3 protein-coding genes are annotated in these 4,390 nt (G+C 43.3%); all 3 read left to right on the top strand.

Features of this window, described 5'->3' with window-relative positions; genetic code table 11:
* Window positions 1–1,140, top strand: a 1,140-nt coding sequence (locus GT508_RS14220; RefSeq protein ID WP_161144511.1) for a YfhO family protein, incomplete at its 5' end; no start/stop codon positions are given.
* A gap of 156 nt (window positions 1,141–1,296) precedes the next feature.
* A complete protein-coding gene (locus GT508_RS14215) occupies window positions 1,297–2,601 on the top strand; it encodes a 2-hydroxyacyl-CoA dehydratase subunit D (RefSeq protein WP_117597948.1) in 1,305 nt (434 codons plus the stop codon).
* The gene (locus tag GT508_RS14210) at window positions 2,594–4,252 is read left to right on the top strand and encodes an acyl-CoA dehydratase activase (RefSeq protein WP_161144510.1); all 1,659 of its coding nucleotides are present in this window, start codon (window positions 2,594–2,596) and stop codon (window positions 4,250–4,252) included. Before GT508_RS14215 ends, GT508_RS14210 begins: the two co-directional genes overlap by 8 nt.
* Window positions 4,253–4,390 lie beyond the last annotated feature (138 nt).

Below are 4,390 nucleotides of genomic sequence, written 5' to 3'. Positions count from 1 at the left end.
GTAAAAGAAGCATTGAAAGATGATGATGGATATTACCGTACAGAACAGATGGGAAGTGATGATGAAAATGCAGCAGATTTAAACCGGATCTGGGATGTGGATCAGAATATTACTTCCATCTATTCATCTGCATACAATCCGGACTATCAGACATTCCGTCAGAAGACATTCGGACTGGAAGAACCGTTCCGCAATGGGATGATGCAGTCTGTCTCGAAAAATCCGGTATTTCAACGGATGATGGGAGTGCGGTATATCGTATCAGATTCGGATGTGCCAGGATATACTCTGGTTAAGAAATGCGGCACAACCGGTATATATCAGAATAAAGATGCAGCACCGGTCATGTATGCAACAGATCGTGTGATGACGGAAGAGGAATATAAGAAACTTACATTTCCATATAATCAGACGGCATTTCTGGAATATGCGGTTGTTGGAGAACATACGGAATCTTCAGATCAGAACATAATGACAGCCTATGCGCCGGTTAGTCTGAAAATGGCCAATAATAGAACTACAGGTGGAGCGGAGCAGAAAACGATGCAGCAAGAGGGGCAGAAACAGATTCTTTTTTTAAGATTCCGGGTGGACAACGCACATCCGAATAAGGACGTGGCAGTCTGGATCAACGGAATCCGTAACAAACTAAGCGCGAAAGATCATGTATATTATAATGAAAATAAGATATTTACCTATGCAGTGCCGTTAAAGGATGGAGAAGATAATATTTCTGTGACATTTGGCAAAGGAAAATATCGATTAAGGCATGTACAGGCATATCTCGGCAGTCTGCCGGAACGGTCAGAATTGTTGTATCAGTCAGAAATCCAGGTGGACAAAAAGCAGACAGAAGATAACGTGATCCAGGGGACAATTCGTGTAAAGAAAGATGGATGGTTTATTACGTCCATCCCTTATGATAAACATTTTAAGATTTATATTGATGGAAAAGAAACAGAGATACAAAAAGTAAATACGGCATTTCTGGGGTGTAAGATTGAAAGTGGTAACCATGAATTGAAGATCATCTATCATGCACCGGGTACAACAACAGGAAAAATCCTGTCTTTGATCGGAATAGCCGGATTCTTGTTAGTTCTTGTACGGGAAAAAAGAAAACAAAAAAATACAAGGTAGTATACGTTGATATCTATATACAGCAGCAGATTTGCGGAAAATTGCTGCTGTATATTTGCATTTTATAAAAAAGAAGAGTATGATGTTAAATGTTTTTTTTACTTGAATAAGGAAGAAAAATGGAAACAGACAACAGGGTAAGACGAGGATGAGAACATGAAGATCATAGAAACATATGGAAATTATATAGAAAAATGGAGTAATGAGGATCCGGACAGAGCCAGATGGCTTTTAAAGACCGGATGGAAGGCACAGAATCTGAAGTTCCGGTTTGCCCCGGACAAAAGACTGATGCCGGCAGACCGGTATCTGGCAAGACTTATGATGGATACGATGCTTATGCCTTTGGAAAAACCACAGGAAAGTGCAATAGTCAGCATCTTTACTCCTTGCGAACTGTTGCAGGAGGCAGGAATCCATCCGTATAATGTGGAAGGATTTTCCTGTTATCTTTCTGCATCAAAGGCAGAAAGAGCATTTTTACAGCAGGCAGAAAATACAGGAATTTCTGAGACACTTTGCAGTTATCATAAGACATTTATCGGGGCGGCACAGAAGAAAGTGCTTCCGAAACCAAAGTGCATTGTGTACACGAACCTGACCTGTGATGCAAACCTTCTGACGTTTAAAAAGTTGGCGAAAATGTATGAAGTGCCAATCTTTGCAATTGATGTCCCGATGCAGCAGAATGAGGACAATGTACAGTATGTGGCAGACCAGCTTCGGAAGCTGAAAGAGTTTATAGAAAAATGTACGGGTAAAAAGATTACAGACGAGGCATTAACAGAACGGCTGAGAAGAAGCAAACGGACACTGGAGAAGTTTGCACAGTATGAGAAAGAAAGTGCAGATAAATATGTTCCGGCAGATCTGGTTACGCCTCTTTATGTGGGAATGACCAACAATCTTTTGCTTGGCACAAAAGAAGAAGAGGATTATGTGGATCGCCTTTTGAAAGACGTAAAGAATGCTCCTGCAAAAAAAGGAAAGAAAATCTACTGGATGCATACGATCCCATTCTGGTCTGATGCGGTGAAGAACGAGCTATGCTTTCAGGAAAAAGCACAGATTGTCGGCTGTGAACTGAGTCACGTCTGTGAGCCGGATTTTGATCCGGAGAAGCCTTATGAGGCAATGGCGAGACGTATGGTATATCATGCATTAAATGGAAGCGCGATCAGAAGAATCGAAGCAGGAATCCGTCATGCAAAGGAGACAGGAGCAGACGGTGCTGTTTGGTTCGGACACTGGGGATGTAAGCATACCCTTGGAGCAGCACAGCTTGCCAAGCGCAAATTCGAAGAACAGGGAATCCCGCTTCTGATCCTGGACGGCGATGGATGCGACAGAAGTCATGGCGGAGAAGGGCAGACATCTACCAGACTCGGGGCATTCTTAGAGATGCTGAATACAGAAACGGATGAAAATACGGACAGACAGGAGGAATCGCACGATGAATAAAACATATTATGTCTGTAAATATACCCCAATCGAACTCTTAGAAGCGTTCGGCGGGGAATGTCAGAACCTGAATGAGATGCCGCAGGGCTTTGACCATGCGGATCAGATAGCGCATCCGAATATCTGTGGATTCGGCAAGGCCCTTCTGGAAGCTGTTATGAGTGGAAAAGTAAAGGAACTGGTGTTGGTCAACTGCTGTGACACGATTCGGAGTGTGTATGATATTCTGGAAGACAGCGGGAAACTGGATTTCTTATATATGATTGATGTACTTCACTGTGATGCAGAATGCAGCAGGGAACGTACAGCAGTGCAGTTAAAAGGTCTTGCGAAAGCATATGGAGAATATAAAGGTACCAGATTTGATGAAGAGAAGTTCCGGCAGGCATTCAAGAAGCCGGAACGCATCGTAAAGCCGCATATCAGTGTGCTGGGTGCACGTATGGGAAATGAACTTTTTGATATGGTACAGAAAAGTATGCCATATCCGGTGGAAAATGATACCTGTGTCAATAACCGTTCGGTGGGCGAGGCAGAGCCGCCAAAAGATCTGGGATTCGATGAGCTGATGGTATGGTATGCGAAAGAACTTCTCGGACAGATTCCATGTATGCGAATGATGGATCACAGCGGAAGAAAGAGATTATATAACGATCCCGGATTAAAAGGAATCATTTATCATACTGTGAAATTCTGCGATTTTTACAGTTTTGAATACGCACAGATTAAGCAGAATGTGACCGTGCCGCTTCTGAAGATCGAATCGGATTATACGGTGCAGAGCAGCGGGCAGCTTCTGACAAGATTAGAAGCATTTGCAGAGAGCATGAATATGGAACAACTGGAAGGGAAGGAACTGAAGATGGGAAAAGGATATTTTGCCGGAATAGACAGCGGATCAACAAGTACAGATGTAGTAATTCTTGATAAAGACCAAAATATCGTGACAGGTATCATCCTGCCGACAGGTGCGGGAGCAGCAATCGGAGCAGAGCGTGCACTGGAAGAAGCGCTGAAGGATGCGGGACTTCAGAGAGAAGACATCGATGCAATGGTTACAACTGGATACGGAAGAACGGCCATTTCTGATGGAGATAAGAGTATTACAGAGATTACCTGTCATGCAAGAGGGGCACATTTCCTGAACCCGGAAGTCCGTACTGTTATTGATATCGGAGGTCAGGACAGCAAGGTCATCCGTCTGGATGAGAACGGGGCTGTAGCCAATTTCGTTATGAATGATAAATGTGCTGCAGGAACAGGAAGATTCCTGGAAATGATGGCAAGAACGATGGAAATGAGCCTGGATGATATGGGAAAGGCAGGTCTGTCATATAAGGAAGACATTACGATCTCCAGTATGTGTACCGTATTTGCAGAATCCGAAGTCGTATCACTGATTGCACAGAATAAGGCTACTGATGATATCGTACACGGACTGAATAAAGCCGTTGCATCCAAGACAGCAGCACTGGCAAAACGTGTCGGCGGCGAGGAACGTTATATGATGACCGGAGGCGTGTCCAAGAACCAGGGATTGGTGAAGACACTGGAAGAGAAGCTTGGTACAACATTGGTAATCAGTGATAAGGCACAGCTTTGTGGAGCACTGGGAGCAGCATTGTTTGCAAAGGATATGGTTATAGAATAAAGAATCTTAGCAAGATCTTAGCGAAAGAAAAATAGATAGGATTAGAATTTGGTGATAATATAAGGTACTCACATATGGATGTGTGATCGTACTTGTGATTCCGGTATTTGCTTACTTATTGAATGGCGGACTATATAT

Source organism: Dorea sp. BIOML-A1 (assembly GCF_009875615.1).
Classification (GTDB): Bacteria; Bacillota; Clostridia; order Lachnospirales; family Lachnospiraceae; genus Dorea_A; species Dorea_A amylophila.
The sequence above is the reverse complement of the archived record's forward strand: the minus strand, read 5'-3'. Positions and strand labels throughout refer to the sequence as shown.